We start from the raw sequence: 21,567 nt of genomic DNA, 5'->3' as shown, positions 1-21,567 counted from the left end.
CGGGCGTGGCGGAAGCTGGACCACCCCCACGTCCACCTACCCTGGAGGCATGGGACGCTCTCCATTCACTCTAGCCGCGGCGGTGACTGCCGCACTGCCCGGCGCCGAGGTGATCGGGGCCCGCACGCTCAGCGCCGACGGTGACGGACGCTTCGACTCCGCGGTCGCCACTCTCGCAGACGGGCGCGAGCTCGCGATCCGTGTCGCCGATGACGACGAGACCTCACGCGAGCTGGCCGCCGAGGCCCTCGCGCTGCGGGCTCTGACGGCCGGTGCGCGGGCGATGCTCCCCTTCCGAGCCCCCGAATACATCGGCGAGACGCGACTCGCAGACGCCCGCGCGCTCGTGACGGAGCTGCTGCCCGGATTCCAGATCGAGGCGGCGATGGTGCCGGCCGGCCGTGGCGCCGCCGAATCGATGGGTGCGGCGATCGCGGCAGTGCATTCCCTGCCCACCTCGGTCGTGAGAGGCGCCGGATTGACGACGCGGTCTGCGCAGGAGAGCCGCGACGAACTCGCTCGACTGATCGACTCCGCGGCATCGACCGGGCGCGTCCCCGCGCGGCTCACCGTGCGATGGCGCGACGCCGTCGCCGACGACGATCTCTGGCGGTTCGAATCGACGGTCGTGCTGGGCGGCGTGCAGTCGACTTCCTTCATCTTCCGGGACGACCCGGATCTCGGTCCCGAGGTCACCGGACTCATCGGCTGGCATTCGCTGGCCGTCGGAGATCCGGCGATCGATCTGTCGTGGCTGTCCACCGCCCCTGATGCGGCGCACGACGTCCATGCCGCGTACGCTCGGGCCGCCGACCGCGGGCCGGACGGCGCTCTCGAGGTGCGCGCACGCCTGCTCGCCGAGCTCGAATTCGCCCGATGGCTCGTCCACGGCGACTCCTTGCACCGACCCGACATCGTCGACGACGCCGCCGCCCTTCTCGAGGCACTCGCCGAAGGATTGCACAGCGACGATCTCGGCGTGATCGCGTCGCGCAACGAGGGCGTCGAGTCCGCCCTGGACGCGCTCGACAGAGTGCCGGCACGCGCCTCGGCGGGGGCCGACACGTCGATGCAGACCGACGCGTACAACCCGAACGAGCTGTGGCGCGACGACGACGCCGACGGTCCTGATGGCGATGCCGACGATCAGGCGACGAGCGATCTCAGCGACGCCGCCGCGGACGCCGCTCGTCGTCTCGAGGTCGGTGGTCTCGAGACGGAAGATCTTTCAGGCGTGCGCAGGCACACCGCGCAGGAGCCCACCGCGGAGCGACGCCCGGTCGATGACCCGGCGCGGACTGAGCGAGCGGACGGCTCAGACGAGGGATCGCCGGAGGACGAGGCTCAGCGGGCTGCCCGAGCAGCGCTCCAGCGCTGGAAGAGCTCCGACTCGGAGTAGACGCGGTCACCGCGGATGACGAGGTCGTCCGCGACGTAGTACAGCGCCACGTCGATCTCCTCCAGGGGCACTCCGAAACGACGGTGGTAGGCGAGACGGTAGAGCGCGAGCTGCAGCATCCGCTCCTCCCGTTCCCGAGGTGTGCGTGGGGCCTTGCCCGTCTTCCAGTCGACGATCTCGATGCGCCCGCCGCGATCTTCGCGTCGATAGACCGCGTCGAGTTTGCAGATGACGATATGGCGTTCGTCACCCGGCACAGCGCCACCCAGCGCGAAGTCGATCTCGATCTCGACCGCGATGGGCTTGAGCGCTCCCCACTCGCTGGCCTCGAAGATCGACTGCAGGGTCTCGAGGTCGGCGGCGTCGGCGGACGAGACCTCCGCTCCGCCGACGGTCTCGACGAACGAGAGATCATCCTCGTCGACCTCCCACAGCGCCTCGTCGACGCGCTGACCGACGCCGACGAGTTCGCTCCGCCGCTCGACCCATGCGTGGAACAGCGTGCCCAGCCGGGTCTGCCGATACGGCCGCTCAGGCATCGGACGGACGATGGAAGACACGGTGCCGGTGAAATCGGTGACGTAGTCCTTGAAGCGGGAGGCCGGCACCCGGGTGGGCGGTGATGCGTCGGTGCCACGCAATCGGGCGGCGCGCTCGGCGAGCAGACGCGCCAGTTCGGGAGCGGCCTCCGGCTCCCCGTCGGCTGCCGCGCGCACGGCAGCGGCGGCTGCCTCGACGACTCCACGCCGAGCGCCGAGCGGGTCGAGAGGCCAGGTGAGCGTTGCGCCGGGGCCGTCGTAGGGGTTCTCGTCCGGATCCACGGGCTCGATCGGAGCGATTCCGAGAATCTCCATCGCCTCGGTCAGATAGGGGCTCGGCTTCTTCGGCTGCTTCTGCCCCGCCCAGTGGGCCCCGGTCAGAAGCAGATGACTGCGCGCCCTGGTGACGGCGACGTAGGCGAGTCGACGCTCCTCCTCCTGCTGATACTCGCGGTAGGCGTCCTTGAAGACCGTGATCGCGCCCGGCGCTGTCTTGCTCCTGCTGGTCAGCGATGCGATACCTGCCTTCTGCCGCTTCGCCGCATCGAGCTCTTCGTCCGAGGGCGCTATCCAACTGAAGGTCGGCAGGGCCGCGCTGTCGCCTCGCAGAGCGAACGGCAGCACTCCGAAGCCGAACCATCCTGAGGTGTCCGTCGGGCGCGACGGCAGTTCGCCCTCGACCATACGGACGACGGCGACCGCATCCCACTCCAGCCCCTTGGATCCGTGGATCGTCAAAAGCTGGACGACCCCGGGTTCGGGCGGCTCGGGCCGCGGCACCAGCTCGTCCGTGCTCTCGGCCTTCTCCAACCAGGCGAGGAGACTCGAGATGGTCCCCCGTTCGTCTGCGGCGAGGAACGACCGGACCTCGTCAGTGAACGCGCGCAGCTGCGTCGCCGCGATACGCGCCGGCCCTCTGGTCTCGTTCGCTGCGAGCTCGATGTCCAAACGCAGCTCGAGCTCGATCAGCCTCAGCAGATCGGGAAGCGGAAGCGACGACGCCCGTCGGAGGCGTTCGAGCATCTCGCCCGCGGCACGGATGCGAGAACGCCCGTCCGGCGTGATCCCGGCGAGAAGGCGGTAGTCGTCGCTGAGACCGCGGAGCACGTCGACGGCGTCGATGATCGACAGCGCCTCGTCCGCCCCCCGTGACGCGCGGATGCGTTTGCGGAGCTCGTCGTCCAGCGGCAGCAGCCCGCTGTCCCGACGGGAGAGCTCCGCCGCGAGCTGCTGCAACGCCGCCATGTCGGCGACACCGACGGAGAATCGAGGACCGACGAGGAGCCTGATCAACGCAGAGCCCGCCGTCGGATCGTGCAGCACGCGCAGCGTCGACACGACATCGACGACCTCGGGGGTCGCCAGGAGTCCCCCGAGCCCCAGGATGCGGTGCGGAATCCCTTCTGCGGCAAGGGCCGCCGCGAACGTCTGCATGTGCCGCTTCGACCGGAACAGCACCGCTCCGGTATGCGGCTTCGCGAGGTCGTCGTGCTCCGCGCGACGCGCCGCGAACCATTCGGCGACCGCGCGAGCCTCGTCATCGACGGTGAGCGGGAAGCTCATCTCGACCGCCCCGGGGCCGGCGCCGGGACGAGACTCGAGCGGTGGCACATCCAATCCGGGCCTGCGCAGCGGACCGAGGATGCGGTTGGCGACACCGAGGATGCTCCGGTCGTTGCGCCAGCTCGTCATCAGACTGTAGTTGCCGACGCTCTCGTGTTCGGAGAAGGTGCGCGCGAAGGCGTGCAGATTGTCCGCGCTGGCGCCTCGCCATCCGTAGATCGACTGGTGCGGATCCCCGACCGCCATCACCGCGGTGTCGCGGAAGAGTCGGGCGAGGAACTGCGTCTGGATCACCGAGGTGTCCTGGTATTCGTCCAGCAGCACCACCTGATGCTGCTGCCGCAGGTCCTCGCGCACGTCGGGAGACGACTCCACGATGTCGTAGGCGCCGCTGACCTGGTCGGCGAAGTCCAGCACTCCGCGGCGCTCCTTCTCGGCGATGTAATCGCGCACCAGGACGGACAGAGCGGGAAGAGCGCGCAGGTTCGCAGCCGCGGTCGCGACCTCCGCGTTGCTGAGGTACGGCTCGAACGCCTCGGCCTGGCGCAGCGCGATGCGATCGGCGCGGTCAAGATCGACCCGGTGATCGAGCGAGTCGCCGGCCAATCTCTGAACCGCGTCGACCACCCCCGCCACCGACCGGTCGATCTCCTCCAGCTCCGGCAGGTCGGCGCGCAGCACCACGTCGCGCACGAGCATCCAGGATGCGGCCTGGCTGAGCATGGCGACGTCGGAGTCGCGGCCGATGCGCGCCGCGTGCTCGCGCACGATGCCATCCGCGAACGCGTTGTAGGTCGAGACCTTCGGACGGATCAACAGATCCTCGGCCGAACGGGGGGTCGAGACCGCCCCGGTGCCGAAACGTGCGGCGAGCTCGTCGAGCACCTGCGATCGGACGACCTCGCGCTGTCTGGCGTTCGCGGCTCTCGACACCCGATCGAGGGCACCGCTCGCCACGATCTCGGGCAGGTGCGGCAGCAGTCCTCGTCTCCCGTATTCGTCGATGAGCGCCAGACGGACGCCGATGCGCTCCGCGAGCTCACCCGCGGCCTTGCGCGTGAAGGTCAGGCCGAGGATCTGATCGCGTCGCACATGCCCGTTCGCGACCAGCCAGACGACGCGGCCGGCCATCGTCTCGGTCTTTCCGCTGCCCGCGCCCGCGACCACCAAAGCCGGCGCCGGTGGCGACTCGATCACCCGCTGCTGAGCCTCCGTCGGTGCGGGGAGACCGAGCGCGGCGGCGACGTCCAGAGCAGAGATCCCGTTCCCCGCTCCCGTCCACGCCGTCACGCGCTCACCGCGGCGACGGTGTGGATGCGGCACGGCTGGACTCGCCATTGCGTATCCGCGCAGTGAGCCTCGACATGGGCCGTGAAGCTCGCCGCCGACATCCCTCGGGCGGCTTCCGCGATCCGCCCGAGGAACTGGACACGCTCTTCACCGGCGAGGGTGTGCTGGTGCGCGACGCGGAAATCGCTGCCGGCCAGGGTCTTGGCGACCAGGACCAGGCGCGCGCCGGCGAGGGCCGCAGGATCCGCTCCCGCCACGAGTCCTTCCTGCACCGCCACCTGGTATGCGGCGAGCTGGGCGTGGTCCGCCACCTTCTGCTCGCTCTCCGGCTCGTACTTGCCAGTCTTCAAGTCCACGACCACGACGCGCTCCCCGCTCTGCGCATCGGCCATGCGCGTCCACTTCTGTCCCCGCGCCTTCGCATGCTCTCCACCACCCGCGGTGTACGCCTCGACCCGGTCGATGAAGCCGTGCACGATCGCATGGTGCGGATGGGGGTCGCCGTCGACGCTCGCCGCACGCACGCCCGGCGCGATGCCCTCCTGCTCGGGCACCTCGACCGCGAACCGGAACTCCACCTCGCCGGCGATCACCCGACCGCCTTCGTCCGCCACGTCCGACAGGTAGCTGTGCAGTCGATCGATGTACAGATCGGCGCGGCGCCTCTCCTTGCGACCTATCCAGGCCGTCTCGAAATCGAGCTCCGGCCAATGCTCGGCCAGGACCTCACGCAGACGGTCCAGTTCGCCGTCGGGCACCTGCTCCATCGCCTCGTGGATGATCGTGCCGATTCCGGCCGACGGCGGCATCACGGTGTCGCCGCCCAGGGCGGACACGGCCCAGTTCAGCTCGCACTCCTCGAAGGACTCCATCCGCGACGGCGAGACCCGGGCGGCGTCGACGGCGAGGTCGTGCAGCGGTGCATCGGTCGTCGGCGGCGTCACTCCGTACCACTCGTCCGGATCGGCACCCGGCACTCCCTCCCGCGCGAGCACCGCCAGCTGGGCGGAGGCGTGGTCTCGGGCGGCACGGACGGTCGAGGTCGTCAGTACCCGACGATGACGCGCGACGAGACCGCGCAGCGTGAGCGGGTGCTCGGCCGAGGCATGCAGCTCGGGCGGGTCGGGCGGCGGGAGGAAGCCGAAGAACGCACTGGGTGTCATGTCGTCGTCATCGACCGCGGTGATGAGGAGTCTGCTCCGCGAACGAGAGATGGCGCGGACGAACAGCCGCAGCTCATCGTGCAGAGCGGCGCGGCGCCTGTCGAGTGCCTCGGGCGGGTGCTCGGCGGTTCCGGTGCGGGATGCGAGCAGTGCGTCGGCGAGACGCCAGGACTGGAGCATCCCGCCGCGCAGCCGCACATTCGGCCAGATTCCGTCCTGCACTCCGGCCACCACGACCGCGTCGAACTCCGTTCCGAGTGCGGTCGCCGGTGTGAGCAGGGTCACACGGCCCGGCCGGTCGGGACTCGAGAGAGAGTCTTCGGGCACCTCGCTGTCGAGGATGTCGCGCACGAAGACCTCCGGCTTCTCGTTCGGGGTGCGCTCGACGAATCGCTTGGCCGCACCGAACAGGGAGACGAGCGCATCGAGGGCTCGCGCCGTCTCCGCGCCGCTGGTCTGCAACGACATCTCACGCCAGGCGATCTGGAGCTTGCGCCCGTCGACCGCTCTGGCCTGGTCCCAGACCCGCCACAGGAGATCGTGGATCGTCTCGCCGTCGGCAGCCGCGGCGGCCACATCTGCGATCGTCGCGGCGAAGCGCGCGGCCAGGCGCGATTCCTGGGCGTCGATGAGCGTGAAGTGGTCGGGCGATGCCAGCGCCTGGCGCAGCAGTTCCCGTGCGGGCGTCGAGCCCCCCAGGTCGAGCTCGATATGGCGCAGACGAGCGCGAAGGCGTCGGAGCCCGATCGCATCCATGCCTCCGAAGGGCGTGCGGAGCGCCTCCTCCCAGTCCTGGGGAGTCCGCTCCTCGGCCGGCGTGAGGGCCAGGCGCACGATGCCGACGATGTCGCGCACGATCGGCTCGGAGCCGAGAGGACGTTGCACGCCCGCGGCTCTCGTCGGGATCTCCCGCGCGGCGAGCTCTGCGTCGAGCTGCGTGACCTGCCTGGTGTCGTGTGCGATGACCGCGATGCGATCCCACGGGACGTCATCCACGAGATGCCATTCGCGCATGACACCCGCGATGCGGTCGAGCTCTTCATGCGGTGACGGGGCGATGAAGGTGCTCACGTCGCCGGGGGCGCCCGGGCTGTGCGCGGCGACGGGCTCGGGCGCGCGCCTGTGGTCGACGCGACCCGACACGCCGATCGCTTGCGTGACGGTGCGGGTCAGCGCGGTGAGCGCCGGCGCCTGACGATGAGGGACATCGAGCACGTGGACCTCGCCCAGCGCCGTGGCGAGCTGCGCGAACAACTCGGGGCTCGCGCCGCGGAAAGCTCCGGAGGAGATGTCAGGATCGCCGAAGGCGAGCACTGCCGTGCCTCGCGCACGGAGCGCCTCGACCACCGCGATGCCACCGCGCGTCAGCTCCTGCGCGTCGTCGATGAGCACCACCCTGAGGTCGGCGAGAGGGCCGAGGGCACTCGGCTCGGCGGTGCGCAGGATCGTGCACGCCTCGGCGAGCAGGTCTGCCGCGTCGCGGTGGGATGCCCGTGCCAGGTCGAGCACGGCGCGGTATTCGACGAGGAACTCGGCGACGGACGACCAGGCGGGGACATCGGACGTGCGCAGCTCGTCGGGCTGCGCCCCCAGTTCGACGCATTCCGCGAGGAAGGCACGGAGCTCGGAGCGGAACCCCTTGGAGGCGCGTACGGCGGGGCTCAGCGCCTGCGGCCAGTCGATGCGCTCGTCCTCCGCATCGCCGGCGAGGAGCTCGGCGATCAGGCGGTCCTGGTCTGCGCCGGTCAGCAGAGCCGGTGGCTCCGCCCCTTCGCGAACCATCGCTCCGCGCACCACCTGGAATGCGAACGACCCGAGCGACCTGGCCAGCGGCCCGGGAGTGGCCTGACCGATCCTGACCCCGATGCGGTCCCGCAGCGCGGTCGCCGCCTGCCTGCTGGGAGTGAGGACGAGGACCTGCTCCGGACGCATCCCCGCTGTGTCGAGCAGATGGACGACGCGCTCGGTGAGAGTGCGGGTCTTGCCTGTGCCGGGCGCCCCGATGATGACGCCGGATGCCGAGGCGTCTGCACCGATCACGGCGTTCTGCGCGGCATCCTCTGTCATGTCCTCCACGCTACTGCGGCGCGCCGACATCACCGGGCGTCGGCGTCTCGCGACGGTGTGCGCTCAGGGCGAAACCGGCCCGATCCGCGGATCCCGTGACCTCGCCGCCCGGTAGAGTTGGGCTCAGTCGTCGACCTCCGAGGTCGACTCGACCACAGCATCGTCGACTGGAAAACAGGAGTACGCGTGGAAATCCGCATCGGCATCATCAACACCGGCCGTGAGCTCAGCTTCGAGACCGCATCGAGCGCGGACGAGGTCCGCACGCAGGTCTCCTCGGCTCTCGAGCAGAACACTTCTCACCTGAGCTTCGCCGATGTCAAGGGCAACTCCTACCTGGTTCCGACCGCGAACCTCGCGTACATCGAGCTCGGCACCGAGGAGTCTCGTCGCGTCGGCTTCTTCGCCTGACCCCACGATGTACATCCTCCTCGCTCTCGTCGGGGCGTGCGCGCTCGGCATCGCGGCCCACTACATGATCGGTGGGCGGGAGTTGCGCGGGGTCGCTCTCACCCCCGCTGTCGCCACGGCCCTCGCGGCCGTCATCTACACCGGCCTGCAGTGGCTCGGCGTGGGCGAGGACAGCATCTGGCTATGGCTCGCGAGCGTCGTGGGCTCCGTCGGCATCGCGGCAGTCGCCACCGTCGCGATCGTCGCGTCGCGCCGACGTAGCGATGCCGCGGCCAAGGCGGCGCTCGGCATCTGATGCCGTCGGCCGGGTCCGTCGGCTAGGAGGCGAGACCCATCGCATCCATGCGGCGTGCGTGCGCGCCCATCAGCTCGGTGTAGACCAATTCGACGCGGTCCTCGCTCATCGCGGCGAGCTCGGGCTGACGCAGCGCGGACCGGCACACCAGGATCGTGTCCCCCACGAGCCGGCGCGCCCACATCGAGAGCAGCGACCGCCACTCGCCGTCGCCGTCGATCGTCTCCTGGATGATGGCGACGATCTCGTGTCGCGCATCGTCCTCGGAGAGGATCTCCGCGACCCTCTCCCCCGTGTCGCCGTAGCTCGAGGCGAGTGCGAAGTAGAAGTCGTCGAGCATCCCTGCCGTGATGTAGACGGCGAGGAGAGTCTCCCGCGGACGCGCGCCGATGGTCTTGCGCCGGAAGGCGTCGAGGTTCTCCCTGAACGGGAGCATGAGCTGCGTCGGATCGTCTCCGCGCTCCGCGATGAGTTCGACGATCGCCCGATGCTTGGTGAGCGCAGCACCGGCTGCCCGGGAGAGCGCCTCCTTCTCGGAGAGCTCCGGAGTCGCCCTGATCAGCCGCGTGAGCGTCTCGAAGTACCCCAGCTGGAGGTACGCCGCCTGTCCCAGGAATCGCGGCAGCTCCGGCGCGAGTTCGGCGAAGTCGACCCGCGTCGCCGCTCCTTGATCGCCCCGACTGCGCAACGTCATCGTGCGCCGGGGCGTCCTACGCTTCCAGAACCAGTTCACCACGGGGTTCACACTACCCGGGGGACGCGATATTCCCGGGCGTCGCCACCCCCTCGGGTAGGCTGTCCCTGTCCCCGCCGTCGGAGCGGGGCCCGCGCCTGTGGCACAAGAGACGGCGTGGATCCGTGAACATGGCGATCCTCGCAGGTCGCCGGACAGGCATCTGAACATTGACAACCTTCGCTGATCTCGGAATCGATCAGGACATCATCGACGCTCTCGCCTCCAAGGGCATCGTCGACGCATTCCCGATCCAGGAGCAGACCATCCCCCTCGGCCTTCCGGGCCAGGACATCATCGGCCAGGCCAAGACCGGAACAGGCAAGACCTTCGGCTTCGGCATCCCCGTGGTGCAGCGGCTCGGCCTCGACCCCGAGCACGGCGTCAAGGCGCTCATCGTGGTGCCGACGCGCGAGCTCGCGGTGCAGGTGTACGAGGACATCGACCTGCTGACGAGCAACCGCTCCACCAGCGTCGTCGCGATCTACGGCGGCAAGGCATACGAGGGCCAGATCGACCAGCTCAAGGCGGGCGCCCAGATCGTCGTCGGCACGCCCGGTCGCCTGATCGACCTCGCCGGCCAGCGTCTGCTCGACCTCTCCAACGCGACCGAGGTCGTGCTCGACGAGGCCGACAAGATGCTCGACCTCGGATTCCTCGCGGACATCGAGAAGATCTTCCAGAAGGTCCCGGCCGTCCGTCACACCCAGCTGTTCTCCGCGACCATGCCCGGACCGATCGTCGCGCTGGCTCGTCGGTTCATGACGAACCCGATCCACATCCGCGCGACCGACCCCGACGAGGGTCTCACGCAGGCGAACATCAAGCACCTGGTGTACCGCGCCCACTCGCTCGACAAGGACGAGATCATCGCCCGCATCCTCCAGGCGGAGGGTCGTGGCAAGACGGTGATCTTCACCCGTACCAAACGCGCCGCGCAGCGCCTCGTCGACGAGCTCAGCGACCGCGGCTTCAACGTCGGCGGCGTGCACGGCGACATGGGACAGGACCAGCGCGAGCGGTCGATGGCCGCGTTCAAGGCCGGCAAGCGCGACGTCCTCGTCGCGACCGATGTCGCCGCCCGCGGCATCGACGTCGACGATGTCACGCACGTCATCAACCACACCATCCCCGACGAGGACAAGACGTACCTGCACCGCGCCGGTCGCACCGGCCGTGCGGGCAAGACCGGCATCGCCGTGACCTTCGTCGACTGGGAGGACCTGCACAAGTGGGCGCTGATCAACCGCGCCCTCGAATTCGGGCAGCCCGACCCGGTCGAGACCTACTCCTCGAGCCCGCACCTGTTCAGTGACCTCGACATCCCCGCAGGCACCAAGGGCCGTCTCGTGTCGGCTCCCAAGACCCAGTCGGTGAAGACCGAGCGCGCACCGCGCCCCGAGCGTGCGGCCGATGCCGCGGCCGAGGGCACGGATGAGGGCGGCACCCGCCGTCGTCGGCGTCGTCGGGGCGGCTCGACCCCGGTGGGCTCGACGTTCGCCGAGGGCGCTGCCGACGCATCACCCGGAGACTCTCAGTCCTCGCCGTCAGCGGACCGCGGCGCCGAGGGCGCCGGCACCCACGACGGCGCAGGCAAGGAGCACCACGACGGCAAGCCGGCCCCGGCCCGTCGTCGCCGTCGTCGCCGCGGGGGTTCGGGCGGCGCGGGAGCGGCTCCGGTCGTCGGAGCCTGATCGACTCCACCTCAGGGACTCACAGAGGGGCGGATGCTGCAGCTGCGGCACCCGCCCCTCTGCCGTCCCGGCGTCACGCGTAGCGGGGCGCGGAGCCGGTCGCGCGCTCGATCAGTCGCTCCACCATCTCGTCGGATGTGGTGTTCTCGCCCGGCAGATTGGGTTTCCCGGTGCCGTGATAGTCGCTCGAGCCGGTGACGATGAGATCGTGCTTCGCGGCGATCGCGTGCAGCGTCTTCCGGCCTGCCGCGGTGTTCTCCCGATGATCGATCTCGAAACCGCCCAGGCCTGCGGGGATGAGCTGCTCGATGAACGGCACCGGCATCATGTGGTCGCGGCCGATCGTGGCAGGGTGCGCGATGATCGCCACCCCTCCGGCCTCGGTGATCAGACGCACTGCCGTGAGCGGGTCGGGCGCGTAGTGGGGCTCGTAGTAACCCTCTCTGGGGTGCAGAATCCCGTCGAACGCCTCGGTGCGGTCGCGCACGATTCCGCGGGCCACAAGGGCATCGGCGATGTGCGGACGGCCGACCGTCGCGTCGAGAGTGGTCTGGGCGAGGACATCGTCCCAGTCGAGGTCGTAGTCACGACCGATGCTGCGGACGATCCGCTCGGCACGACCGATCCGGTCGCCTCTGATGCGATCGGTCTCGGATCCGAGCGCCTCGTCGAGCGGATCGAAGAGGTAGCCCAGCACGTGCACACTGCGCCACTCGTGTTTCGCGGAGAGTTCCATGCCGGGGATGAACGTCATCCCGAGCTCGGCCGTCGCCGCCGCCGCCTCGTCCCACCCCGTCGTGCGATCGTGATCGGTCAGCGCCATCGTGCGCACCCCGAACCGGTGTGCCTGGCGCACGACATCGCCGGGCGACTCCGTTCCGTCCGAGTGGTTCGAGTGCATGTGCAGGTCGGACGGACCGGCGAAACGGCGGGATCGAGCGGTGGCCATGCTCCGAGCGTACCGACGACCGTGGACGTCGGCCGCGCACGCCTGTCGCTCTAGGGACTTCACAGAGAGGACTTCTAGGCTGAAGAGGATGTTTCGACTACTGGGGATCCTCGTCACCGTGCTGCTCGCGATCGCGACGGCCGTCGTCGTCTGGCCGCAGTTCTTCCATCTCGAGCAGACCTATCCGTTCGCGCAGATCGTCGCCGCCCGCGGCGTGGTCCTGGCGGCATTCCTCCTCGTCGCGGCCGTTTCGATGCTGCTCCTGTTCGCGAAGCCGTTGCGCGGCTTCGCGGCATCCGTGCTGATCGTCGCCCTGCTCGGCGCCGGTGCGACGGGAGCCATCGGCTTCATGCGCGGGTTCGGCGCGGACACGCTCCCCGCCGCCACCGATTCGAGCATCCGGGTGCTCACCTGGAACACGGCCGGCGACGAGGTGTCCGCCGAGGAGATCGCGCGGGAGATCCTCGAGCGTGGCGCTGACGTCGTCGCATTGCCCGAGACCACCGAAGAGGTGGGCGAGCAGATCGCCGTGCTGCTGCGCGATCAGGATCACCCCATGTGGGTGCACCATGTGCAGTTCAAGCCCGACGTCGTCGACGGCCCCAAGTCCTGGCACACGACCGTCCTCGTCTCCCCCGACCTCGGCGAGTACTCCGTGATCGAGTCGTCCGAGGACGGCTCCAACAACACCGGCTCGGTGCCCAGCGCGGTGCTGATGCCGGTCGATGGCGAGGGTCCGACGATCGTCGCGGTGCACGCCGTCGCGCCCCGGATGGAGGACATGGCGCAGTGGCAGAGCGACCTGCGCTGGATCGCCGACCAGTGCCCCGAGGGGAACTTCATCCTCGCGGGCGACTTCAACGCCACGATCGACCACATGGCGGGGCTCGGCGTCGACGGCGGCGACATGGGGTACTGCCGCGACGGTGCGACCCGCTCCGGCAACGGATTCAGCGGCACATGGCCGAGCTCGCTGCCGGCGCTGCTGAGTACCCCGATCGACCACGTCATGGCGTCGCCGAGCTGGTCCACGACGGGTTCCGTCGTGATCGGCGGCTCGGGAAGCGACCACCGCGGTCTCGTGGTGCAGCTCGAACCCGCAGGCTGACATGCCGTGGCCGTCGCTCAGGTGACAGACTGGAGGGATGAGCACCGCTGAGCGCGACACGATCGCAGAGCCCACGACCGAGACTCCCGCCGAGACGACCACCACGAATCGGAAGCAGCCCTTCCCCCGCGGATTCCTCGACACGATCTCGATCGGATGGGCGGAGCGCCCCGAGTCGATCCCCGCGCCGCGAGCGCAGGCGCCGTTCGCCGCCGTGCGCCGCGCCGCCCTGTCCGCTGCCTTCCCCGGCAAGCGACTCGTCATCCCTGCCGGTTCGCTCAAGCAGCGCAGCAACGACACCGACTACCCGTACCGTGCGCATTCGGCCTTCGCACACCTCACGGGATGGGCTTCGGATGCCGAGCCCGACTCGATCCTCGTGTTCGAGCCGGCCGAGTCCGGCCACGATGTGACGCTGTACTTCCGGGAGCGCGCCGATCGCACCACCACGGAGTTCTATGCGGACGCCACGGTCGGTGAATTCTGGATCGGCCCTCGCCCGTCTCTCGCCGGCGTCGCGGCAGACCTCGACATCGCGACCGACCACCTCGAGAGGTTCTCGGCCGCCGAGGGAGAGCTCGTGCTCGACGAGGACGACGACCTCACCCGCTTCGTCTCGGAGCTGCGGCTCGTGAAGGACGAGTACGAGATCGCCGAGATGCGCCGAGCGGTGGACATCACCGCGCAGGGATTCGAGGACGTCATCCGTTCGCTTCCCGACGCGATCGCTCATGCTCGCGGCGAGCGCGTCGTCGAGGGCGTCTTCCACCGCCGCGCGCGCGAGGACGGCAACGGCGAGGGCTACGACACGATCGCCGCATCGGGTCCCCATGCCTGCTACCTGCACTGGACCCGCAACGACGGCACGGTCGTGCCGGGAGACCTCATCCTCGTCGACGCGGGCGTCGAAGCGGACAGCCTGTACACCGCGGACATCACCCGCACGCTCCCCGTCTCCGGAACCTTCACCGAGGTGCAGCGCCGGGTGTACGAGACGGTGCGCGAGGCCGCTGATGCCGCGTTCGCCGCGGCTCGCATCGGGGTGCGCTTCCGCGAGGTCCACGAGGCGGCCATGCGCGTCATCGCCGCGCGCGTCGCCGAGTGGGGAATGCTCCCCGTGACCGCACAGGAGGCGCTGGACGGCGACACCGGCGGGCAGCACCGCCGCTACATGGTGCACGGCACGTCGCACCACCTCGGCATCGACGTCCATGACTGCGCGCAGGCCCGGCGGGAGATGTACTACGACGGCATCCTCGCCCCGGGAATGGTCTTCACGATCGAACCCGGCCTCTACTTCCAGATCGACGACCTCACCGTTCCCGAGGAGTACCGGGGTATCGGTGTGCGAATCGAGGACGACATCCTGATGACCGAGGACGGCCCGGTGAACCTCTCGGCGGACATCCCGCGCACGGCGGACGAGGTCGAAGCCTGGATCGCACGAGTCCAGCACTGACCTCACGGATGCACGAGGGCGAGCTCGCACTCACGGACGATCGCGCTGCGCGGCTGATCGCGCAGACGTTCCCCGAGCTCGCCCATCTGCCGATCGAGCGCGTCCGCTCGACGGGCACGGTGAACACGATCTTCCGGATCGGCGACGACCTCGCGGCACGGTTCCCCCTCGTCGCAGAATCGCGCGATGTCCTCGGCGCCGAGGCCGCGGCGATGGCTGAGCTCGCCGACGTCTGCGGCGTGCCGGCGACGCGGCCTGTCGGACTCGCCGCGGCGACCGAGGAGCATCCTTCTGCCTGGTCGATCCAGACCTGGTTGGCGGGTGTCGCCGCGACCCCCGCCGGCCACGCATCGTCGGAGTCGCTCGTCTCGGACGTCTCCGGGCTGATCACTGTGCTGCGGTCGACCGAGACCCGCGGACGGAAGTTCGACGGGCGCGGCCGCGGTGGTGTTCTCCGTGACCACGACGAGTGGGTCGCGCTCTGCATCGAGCGCAGCGCGCACCAGGTCGATCCTGATCGCGTGGATCGACTCTCGAGCTTGCTGCGCGACGCGCCCCGCGAGGGTGCGGACGTCATGAGCCACCGGGACCTCACGCCGTTCAACCTGCTGGTGGCCGACGATCGTCTCGTCGGTGTCCTCGACGGCGGGGGCTTCGGCCCTGCCGACCCTGCGCTCGATCTCGTCGCCGCGTGGCATCTGTTCGACGCTCGGGGGCGATCCGTCGTGCGTGACCGTCTGCGCGTCTCCGACAGCGAGTGGCGGCGAGGAGCAGCCTGGGCGCTGCAGCAGGCGATGGGCCTCGTCTGGTACTACGAGTCCTCGAACCCCGCCATGAGCGGTCTGGGACGGTCGACGATGAGGCGTCTGCTCGACGATCCGGACCTCGCGAACCTCTGAGCGATCATGGCGTCGCCGTCTGCGATGCCTGCCGCCCTCGATATACGGCGGTGCGGAGCTCGACGGCCCAGACATCGGCGGTCGGCATGTCGAGCGATTCGGCGACGGCGATCTCGGCCTCGACGTCGTAGGGCACGCGCACGAACTGGATCCCGAAGGGATCGTCCGCCGACTGTCCTCCTTCGAGGATCACGTAGGACGGAACGGGTGTGTCGAGCGGGTTCCCGACGCTTCCGACGTTGAACAGCGTACGTCCGTCGTTCGATTCGATGTAGGCGTCGTGGATGTCGGCGTAGCCCACCACATCGGGCAGCGGGCCGTCGCCGGTCATCTCCGTCGCCTCGAACATCGCGGAGAACTGCTCGGGCGTGTGGGCGAAGTGCACGCGGACGTGCGGGCTCTGCGCCGACGCGTGGAACAGGCGGATCCGATGACCGCTGAGGACCAGATCGACACTCAGCGGAAGCGACCGGAGCCACGCCCTGCTCGACGCCGACAGCTCATCTCGCCACCACAGCATCTCGGACGGCCCGTCGTCGGGGATGGTCGGCAGGAAGTCGTCCCAGTTGCCGCGGACGTTCACCTCGCACACGTCGCGGCAGCGCCGCACGGCGTCCTCGCCTCGTGGCCCCTTGCCCGCCGTGTCTCCGAGGTTGACGATGCGGGCGATGCCCCTGCGATGGATGTCGGCGAGCACCGCCTCGAGAGCGGTCAGGTTTCCGTGGACATCGGAGATCAGGGCGACGCGTTCGAGACTCACCCTGCCATGCTCTCAGGGCCGGACGAACTCCGCGACGATCGGCGCGAGCGACGCGCCGATGTCGGATGCCGCGCGCTTGCGTCCCTTCACCTCGAAGGTGTGACCGCCACCCTCGATCCAGACGACGCGGGCGTCCTGACACGTGGAGACGACGTCATCGAACTGTGTCAGAGGTTGGATGAAGGGGTCGTTCGTGCCCTCGATGAACAGCTGCGGCGCAGCGACCGCCGGCAGGTGGTCGGCTCTCGGCTTCTCCGGTCTGCCCGGAGCGTGCAGCGGGTAGCCGAGGTAGACGAGACCGTCGACCGCCAGTCCCTCGGCCACGGCCATCGATGCCATGCGTCCGCCGTAGGACTTGCCTGTGGCCCAGATGGCGGCCTCCGCGTCGAGATCGCGCGCGAAGGCCACCGCCGCGTTCCACGTCGCGATCGCGTGCGCCGCAGGCCCCGGCATCCTGCGCCCCTGCTCCACGTAGGGGAAGTTGAACCGCAGGGTGGAGAATCCCCGGTCCGAGAGCGCATCCGAGAATCCCACGAGGAATGGATGGTCCTTGCCCGCACCGGCGCCGTGGGCGATCAGGACTGTCGCGCCGTTGTCGCCGGGCGCCCAGTCGGCAGAGACCGTCGTCACCCCGGAGGGCAGCTCGACAGGGATCTCGATCATCAGGCCCGCAGGTACGGGACGGCGAACGGCACGCGCATGACCTTGCCGCTCGACGCACGCACCATGCCCACGATCACGAGCACGACGTGCAGCACCGAGAGCGCGAAATAGAGCGTGATGGGGATGCCGAGCGGGTAGAAGCCGGTGGTCGGCGAATCGGAGGTCAGCGCGAACAGCAGCACGAAGTGCGTGACCAGGAGCACCGTGGAGACCAGAAGGTACGTCAGCCCCCAGTTCAGCGCAGCGCGAGCGTTCTCACGCGCGACCCCGCCGTATCGACGGGACGCCCCGCCGCTCACGGCCATGGCGAGTCCGGACGCGAGTCCGCCGACGAACGGGAACGGGATGAGGACCAGCAGGCCCAGTGCCCACGGAAGCAGACCCCGCGGGGGGACGGCCGCAGGGTAGGCGCCGACGGGGTACCCCTGTACGGGGTAGGCCGGCGGCGCGTAGCCCGGTGCCGATTGCTGCGGCGCGTAGCCCGGCGCCTGAGGCGGCGCATACCCCAGGGCCTGGGGTGCCGCATACCCCGGGGCCTGCGGCGGTGCGTACCCGGAGCCCTGCGGCGGTGCGTACGCGGAGCCCTGTGGCGGTGCGTAGCCGTGCGACTGCTGCGGGGCTGAGCCGGGCGCCGGCGGCGGGGCGTACGGGTTCAGCGGACGGGCCGGCGCCGCGGGCTGCTGCCCGTCAGGGAAGGGCGGAACGGGAGGCACGGGCGGCGGTGCGGGCTGCGCCGATCGCTCGGACGGGGTCGACGGATCGCGGGGTGCGTCTGACATCAGGCGGGCTCCGCAGACTTCGGAGGAACCCCCGCGCCACCGGTCCCGGGCGCCGCGGGAGACGGCGGCTCCGGATCCGCGGGCCTCGGCGGGACGGCCGGCTCTGCAGGCGGAGTCTCACCGCCGCCCAGCGGCGGTGTCGGCTCGCTGCCGGGAGTCGGATCGGCTCCGGGCGTCGGCTCTTCGGGCGTCGGCTGTGTCGTTGTCGTCGGCTGTCCGGCCGGTTCGTGCGCGCCGGGGGTGATGCGCTCGCCGTACCGCGGCGGCTCGTCGAGGTTCACCGGTGCCCGCGCCGGTGCCGGCGTGGCCGCACCCAGGGCGAGACGGGCCTTCGCGAGCGAAGCGGCCTGGACGCGGACCTCGTAGTGATCGGCCGCGAACTGCGTGACGCTCGCGAAGTCGCGGCGTCGCCGCACGATCGCATACGTGACGAGGCTCAGAAGCATCCCGAGTGCGACGCCGATGAAGACGAATCCGACGAACAGCTGGATCGGAACCTCCGGGTTGCCGATCACGAGGATCGCAGAGAGGAAGAGACCGATGAGCACGCCGTTGATCGCTCCCGATCGGGCGGCTGCTGCATAGCCCAGACGCCCGGTGATGCGCTCGACCGTCCGGACGCTCTGTCCGATGATCGCGATGTCCCGGGCGGGCACCTCCTGGGCGATCAGTTTCGACACCGTCTTCTGGGCGCCTTCGTAATCGCGTGTGGAGGCGACGATCTCGCCCTCATCGCGGCTGTCGGCTGGACGGTTCAGCATGCTCATCCCGCCATTGTTCCATGCCGTGTGGTGACAGGGCCGGGAGTGTGTCGTGCAGCGGTGCCGCCGGGGGCCACCCCTGCGACACCGGCGACTACGCTGGACGAGTGAGCACACAACGGGTATTCGCCGCGCGCCTTGCTGGCTGCGCCGTCTTCGACCCCGTGGGCGACCGGCTCGGCAAAGTCCGTGATGTCGTCATCGTGTACCGAAGTACGGGTGCTCCCCGCGTCATCGGCCTCGTCGTCGAGATCCCCGGGCGCAGACAGGTCTTCCTCTCCATCGGACGGGTGACCTCGATCCGCGCGGGCCAGGTGATCAGCACCGGTCTCATCAATGTGCGCCGATTCTCACCGCGCGCCGGCGAGGTGCGCGTTCTCGCCGAGCTCCTCGGGCGTCGGGTGAGCCTCGTCGACGGCAGCGGCACCGCCGTGATCGAAGACGTCGCCATCGAGCCGAACCGCATCGGGGAATGGGCGATCAGTCAGCTCTTCCTGCGTCGACCGAAGACCAGCGCCTCTCCGTTCGCGAAGGGACCGACCACGTTCGCAGCCTGGAGCGAGGTCGCCGAGCAGCACTCCCCCGGCGAGTCCCAGTCGGCCGAGCAGCTCGTCGCGTCGTACTCGGAGCTCCACGCAGCCGACCTCGCGAACACCCTGCTCGACCTCCCCCAGCAGCGCATGATCGAGGTCGCCGAGGAGCTCTCGGACGACCGCCTGGCCGATGCCCTGGAGGAGATGCCCGAAGACGAGCAGGTGCATATCCTCGATCGACTCGGCGACGAGCGCGCCGCCGACATCCTCGACCAGATGGAACCGGACGACGCCGCGGACCTCCTCGCGCAGCTTCCGCCGAATCGTCTCGAGCAGCTGCTCGAGCTGATGGAGCCCGAAGAGGCCGAGGACGTCAGGATGCTGCTCCGTTACGGCCCTGACACGGCCGGTGGACTCATGACGCCCGAGCCGATCATCCTGTCGGCCGACGCGACGGTGGCCGAGGCGCTCGCCCTCATCCGGCGCCACGAGCTGCACCCCGCCCTTGCAGCCGCGGTCTTCGTGACCCTGCCGCCGTTCGAGACGCCGACCGGTCGGCTGCTCGGCATGGTGCACTTCCAGCGGATGCTGCGCTACCCGCCGCACGAACGTCTCGGGGCCATCATGGACGACAGCCTCGAGCCGGTGCGGGTCACCGCGTCCGCCGCTGAGGTCGCCAGGATGCTGGCGAGCTACGACCTCGTCTCGCTCCCCGTGATCGATGCCGCCCACCGACTGGTCGGCGCGATCAGCATCGACGACGTCCTCGACTACCTGCTGCCCGATGACTGGCGCACGCACGACAGCGACGAGCCGACGGTCTCCAAGGAGGTGCGCTGATGCCCCGCTCCCGCTCGCGCTCGCCTCGGCTCGACGCACCCCTGGGCCGCGGCACCTCCCGCCAGCGCTCGACGTCGCGTGATCGCTTCGGCCGTTTCACCGAGTGGGTCGCCCGCGCCATGGGCACCCCCGCGTTCCTGCTGATCCTCACTCTGTTCTGTGTGCTCTGGATCTGCTGGAACACACTGCTGCCCGACCACCTGCGCTTCGATGACGCGGCGCTCGGTTTCACGGCCCTCACCCTCATGCTCTCGCTGCAGGCGTCGTACGCGGCCCCTCTGATCCTTCTCGCGCAGAACCGCCAGGACGACCGTGACCGAGTGCAGATCGAACAGGATCGTCAGCGGGCCGAGCGCAACCTCGCCGACACCGAGTACCTCGCCCGTGAGATCGTCGCGCTGCGGATGTCGCTCGAGGAGCGCAACAACCAGGTCGTGACCCGCGATGTGCTGCGGCAGGAGCTCAAGTCGCTGCTCGCCGAGCTCGGAGACCATGACGACGAGCCGGTCGAGCGACGCCCCCGCGGCCGCGCCGCCTCATCATGAGCACCGCTGATTCCGTGCGGGCGGCCGTAGCCGCGGTCACAGATCCCGAGCTGCGACGCCCCATCGGCGATCTCGACATGGTCAGGGAGATCGACGTCGACGGTCCGCGCGCGCACGTCGCGATCGTCCTCACGATCGTCGGCTGCCCGGCTGCCGCCCGCATCGAATCGGACGTCCGCGCGGCCGCCGCCTCCGTGCCGGGGATCACCGAGGTGGACGTCGAGGTCGGTGTCATGACGCCCACCGAGCGCAAGGCGCTCACCGAGAAGCTGCGCGACGGCCGGCCGCCGCGCCAGATGCCCTTCGGCCCGGACTCGCTCACGCGGGTGATCCTCGTCTCCAGCGGCAAGGGCGGGGTCGGCAAGTCCACGGTGACGGCGAACCTCGCGGTCGCACTCGCCGCGCAGGGTCTCGCAGTCGGTCTCGTCGACGCCGATGTGCACGGCTTCTCGATCCCCGGGCTCCTCGGCATCCCCGCGGGGACACAGCCCACGCGCATCGACGACCTCATGCTCCCGCCCGTCGCCCACGGAGTGAAGACGATCTCCATCGGCATGTTCCTGCGCGACGGCGAGGCCGTGGTGGCCTGGCGCGGTCCGATGCTGCACCGCACAGTGCAGCAGTTCCTGACGGACGTGTTCTTCGGCGACCTCGACATCCTGCTGATCGACATGCCCCCCGGCACCGGCGACATCGCGATCTCGATCGGGCAGCTGTTGCCGCACGCCGAGGTGCTCGTCGTGACGACCCCGCAGGCGGCCGCATCCGACGTCGCGATCCGCAGCGGGCTGGTGGCGCGTCAGACCGGTCAGCGGGTGATCGGCGTGGTCGAGAACATGGGCGCGCTCACCCTGCCGGACGGCACCGTGATAGACCTGTTCGGCTCGGGTGGAGGTGCTGCCGTCGCAGAGGCGCTGTCCGAGACGCAGTCCGTCCCGCTGCTGGCGTCGATCCCGCTCAGCCCCGGGCTGCGCTCCGGAGGCGACGACGGTGTGCCGGTCGTCCTGAGCGACGGCGCCGATGCGGCGGCGACGGCGATCCGTGATCTGGCCCGCACTCTCGCCGGACAGGGGCGCGGACTCGCCGGCCGGTCGCTTCCCATGAATGTCGGATAGGC

Annotated in this window: 18 protein-coding genes; 10 read left to right on the top strand and 8 right to left on the bottom strand. The window is 69.7% G+C overall.

The annotated features are described in order from the left end of the window. Window positions 1-49 precede the first annotated feature (49 nt). Window positions 50-1,399 (top strand): phosphotransferase, encoded by a 1,350-nt coding sequence (locus AKG07_RS01225; RefSeq protein ID WP_233277299.1) that lies wholly within the window; start codon window positions 50-52, stop codon window positions 1,397-1,399. On the opposite strand, the gene AKG07_RS01220 is transcribed toward AKG07_RS01225, so the two are convergent. Both AKG07_RS01220 and AKG07_RS01215 read right to left on the bottom strand, forming a co-directional pair. After that, window positions 1,345-4,839 (bottom strand): ATP-dependent DNA helicase, encoded by a 3,495-nt coding sequence (locus tag AKG07_RS01220; protein ID WP_082297769.1) that lies wholly within the window; start codon window positions 4,837-4,839, stop codon window positions 1,345-1,347. The genes AKG07_RS01225 and AKG07_RS01220 overlap by 55 nt on opposite strands. Then, a complete protein-coding gene (locus tag AKG07_RS01215) occupies window positions 4,788-8,021 on the bottom strand; it encodes an ATP-dependent helicase (protein WP_053095597.1) in 3,234 nt (1,077 codons plus the stop codon). The genes AKG07_RS01220 and AKG07_RS01215 overlap by 52 nt, the downstream gene beginning before the upstream one ends. Window positions 8,022-8,207: 186 nt before the next feature. On the opposite strand from AKG07_RS01215, the gene AKG07_RS01210 reads away from it, so the two are divergent. Beyond that, window positions 8,208-8,432 carry a DUF3107 domain-containing protein gene (locus tag AKG07_RS01210; protein ID WP_053095596.1) on the top strand — a complete coding sequence of 75 codons (225 nt, stop codon included), beginning with the start codon at window positions 8,208-8,210 and terminating at the stop codon, window positions 8,430-8,432. 7 nt (window positions 8,433-8,439) lie between these two features. Next, on the top strand, window positions 8,440-8,727 hold the full coding sequence (locus AKG07_RS01205) for a hypothetical protein (RefSeq protein ID WP_053095595.1): 288 nt from the start codon (window positions 8,440-8,442) through the stop codon (window positions 8,725-8,727). Window positions 8,728-8,749: 22 nt separating this feature from the next. On the opposite strand, the gene AKG07_RS01200 is transcribed toward AKG07_RS01205, so the two are convergent. Beyond that, window positions 8,750-9,463 carry a ferritin-like fold-containing protein gene (locus tag AKG07_RS01200; protein ID WP_053095594.1) on the bottom strand — a complete coding sequence of 238 codons (714 nt, stop codon included), beginning with the start codon at window positions 9,461-9,463 and terminating at the stop codon, window positions 8,750-8,752. Window positions 9,464-9,630: 167 nt separating this feature from the next. On the opposite strand from AKG07_RS01200, the gene AKG07_RS01195 reads away from it, so the two are divergent. Next, a complete protein-coding gene (locus AKG07_RS01195; protein WP_053095593.1) occupies window positions 9,631-11,154 on the top strand; it encodes a DEAD/DEAH box helicase in 1,524 nt (507 codons plus the stop codon). Between the two features lie 73 nt (window positions 11,155-11,227). Here AKG07_RS01195 and AKG07_RS01190 read toward each other — a convergent pair whose 3' ends face one another. Further along, window positions 11,228-12,103, bottom strand: a complete 876-nt coding sequence (locus AKG07_RS01190; RefSeq protein ID WP_053095592.1) for a PHP domain-containing protein — start codon at window positions 12,101-12,103, stop codon at window positions 11,228-11,230. An 88-nt stretch (window positions 12,104-12,191) separates the two neighbouring features. On the opposite strand from AKG07_RS01190, the gene AKG07_RS01185 reads away from it, so the two are divergent. The 3 genes from AKG07_RS01185 to AKG07_RS01175 are packed head-to-tail and all read left to right on the top strand — an operon-like array spanning window position 12,192 to window position 15,569. Continuing rightward, entirely contained in the window at window positions 12,192-13,211 is a 1,020-nt protein-coding gene (locus tag AKG07_RS01185) for an endonuclease/exonuclease/phosphatase family protein (protein ID WP_053095591.1), read from the top strand. A gap of 37 nt (window positions 13,212-13,248) precedes the next feature. Next, on the top strand, window positions 13,249-14,670 hold the full coding sequence (locus AKG07_RS01180; protein ID WP_053095590.1) for an aminopeptidase P family protein: 1,422 nt from the start codon (window positions 13,249-13,251) through the stop codon (window positions 14,668-14,670). Between the two features lie 8 nt (window positions 14,671-14,678). Then, on the top strand, window positions 14,679-15,569 hold the full coding sequence (locus AKG07_RS01175) for a phosphotransferase (protein ID WP_053095589.1): 891 nt from the start codon (window positions 14,679-14,681) through the stop codon (window positions 15,567-15,569). A 4-nt stretch (window positions 15,570-15,573) separates the two neighbouring features. On the opposite strand, the gene AKG07_RS01170 is transcribed toward AKG07_RS01175, so the two are convergent. The 4 genes from AKG07_RS01170 to AKG07_RS01155 are packed head-to-tail and all read right to left on the bottom strand — an operon-like array spanning window position 15,574 to window position 18,538. After that, complete coding sequence (locus AKG07_RS01170; RefSeq protein ID WP_053095588.1) at window positions 15,574-16,329, bottom strand: metallophosphoesterase family protein; 756 nt, start codon at window positions 16,327-16,329, stop codon at window positions 15,574-15,576. Between the two features lie 12 nt (window positions 16,330-16,341). Continuing rightward, window positions 16,342-16,992, bottom strand: coding sequence for an alpha/beta hydrolase family protein (locus tag AKG07_RS01165; protein WP_053095587.1), 651 nt, complete (start codon window positions 16,990-16,992; stop codon window positions 16,342-16,344). Further along, complete coding sequence (locus AKG07_RS18195; protein WP_053095586.1) at window positions 16,992-17,771, bottom strand: DUF4870 domain-containing protein; 780 nt, start codon at window positions 17,769-17,771, stop codon at window positions 16,992-16,994. The genes AKG07_RS01165 and AKG07_RS18195 overlap by 1 nt, the downstream gene beginning before the upstream one ends. After that, window positions 17,771-18,538: a general stress protein gene (locus AKG07_RS01155; protein WP_230100666.1), complete on the bottom strand. Its 768-nt coding sequence runs from the start codon at window positions 18,536-18,538 to the stop codon at window positions 17,771-17,773. Before AKG07_RS01155 ends, AKG07_RS18195 begins: the two co-directional genes overlap by 1 nt. Window positions 18,539-18,639: 101 nt before the next feature. On the opposite strand from AKG07_RS01155, the gene AKG07_RS01150 reads away from it, so the two are divergent. Genes AKG07_RS01150 through AKG07_RS01140 form a run of 3 tightly spaced genes read left to right on the top strand, consistent with a single transcriptional unit; the run spans window position 18,640 to window position 21,565 of the window. Beyond that, on the top strand, window positions 18,640-19,905 hold the full coding sequence (locus AKG07_RS01150) for a magnesium transporter MgtE N-terminal domain-containing protein (protein WP_053095585.1): 1,266 nt from the start codon (window positions 18,640-18,642) through the stop codon (window positions 19,903-19,905). Continuing rightward, window positions 19,905-20,450 carry a DUF1003 domain-containing protein gene (locus tag AKG07_RS01145; protein ID WP_053095584.1) on the top strand — a complete coding sequence of 182 codons (546 nt, stop codon included), beginning with the start codon at window positions 19,905-19,907 and terminating at the stop codon, window positions 20,448-20,450. Before AKG07_RS01150 ends, AKG07_RS01145 begins: the two co-directional genes overlap by 1 nt. Then, on the top strand, window positions 20,447-21,565 hold the full coding sequence (locus AKG07_RS01140) for an Mrp/NBP35 family ATP-binding protein (RefSeq protein WP_053095583.1): 1,119 nt from the start codon (window positions 20,447-20,449) through the stop codon (window positions 21,563-21,565). The genes AKG07_RS01145 and AKG07_RS01140 overlap by 4 nt, the downstream gene beginning before the upstream one ends. Window positions 21,566-21,567: the final 2 nt, after the last annotated feature.

The organism is Microbacterium sp. CGR1 (genome assembly GCF_001266755.1).
Taxonomy (GTDB): Bacteria; Actinomycetota; Actinomycetes; order Actinomycetales; family Microbacteriaceae; genus Microbacterium.
Note: the sequence above shows the minus strand (reverse complement) of the source record. Positions and strands in the feature narration are given on the sequence as shown.